This window comes from Streptomyces sp. LS1784 (assembly GCF_020103755.1).
GTDB lineage: Bacteria > Actinomycetota > Actinomycetes > Streptomycetales > Streptomycetaceae > Kitasatospora.
This window is the reverse complement of record NZ_JAHSQD010001215.1, coordinates 1-743: the sequence shown is the minus strand read 5'-3', so window position 1 is coordinate 743 and position 743 is coordinate 1. Positions and strand designations below refer to the sequence as shown.

The window sequence follows — 743 nt, the reverse complement described above, 5'->3', positions numbered from 1 at the left end:
GGGGTGTCGGCGCCGGCCGCGGCCAGCCGGGCCAGGGCCAGGCAGTCGGCCAGGCCGCGGACCAGGTCGGCGTTGCCGATCCGGGCCAACGGCCCGCTGCCGGGCGGCTGCTCGGCGGCGAAGCGTTCGCTGGTGAACGGGGTCTGCCAGAGCTGGACGGGGTGCAGCCGGGTGGGCCCGTCCTCGGCCGGGCGCAGGGCGACGAGGGTGCCGTCGGCGAGCAGCGCGTAGCCCTGGCAGGGCAGTGGCGCGGAGGCCTCCTGGCGGACGCTGTTGTACGGCTGGAGCAGGGCGCGGCCGTCGGTGGGCGAGCGGAACTCGTACAGCACGTCCTCGCCGTTGGGGGAGAGGACGGTGCGCTCGTACACCAGGCCGTCGACCGGCTGGTCGAAGGTGCGCACGGTGCCGTCCACCAGGTGGCAGCCGCCGGGGAACGCCACGCCCTGGTCGGCGGGCAGCCGCAGGCAGGCCTGGCCGAGCGCGTCGATCCGGGTGACCGTGCCGGTGGGCAGGTGGACCACCAGGTGCCGCTCGGTCTCCTCCTGGTACGGGCGCACGCGTACCAGCAGCAGGGTGCCGAGCCGGGCGTGGGCGATCCGGGCGTCGGCGAGGGTCTGGAGGGCCTCGACCAGCGGTTCCCGGTGCAGCTCCCGGCCGTCCGGGGCGGCGATGGTCAGCCGGCCGCCGTCGACGCCGACCAGCAGCTCGCCGGCCAGGCCGGCGCGGGGCGGGCGGCCGGGGCC

General features: G+C 77.5%; 1 protein-coding gene. It reads right to left on the bottom strand.

The window, feature by feature from the left end; all coding sequences use genetic code 11:
- On the bottom strand, positions 1 to 743 hold a 743-nt coding region (locus KS423_RS46605), incomplete at both ends, for a DNA repair ATPase (RefSeq protein ID WP_224285675.1).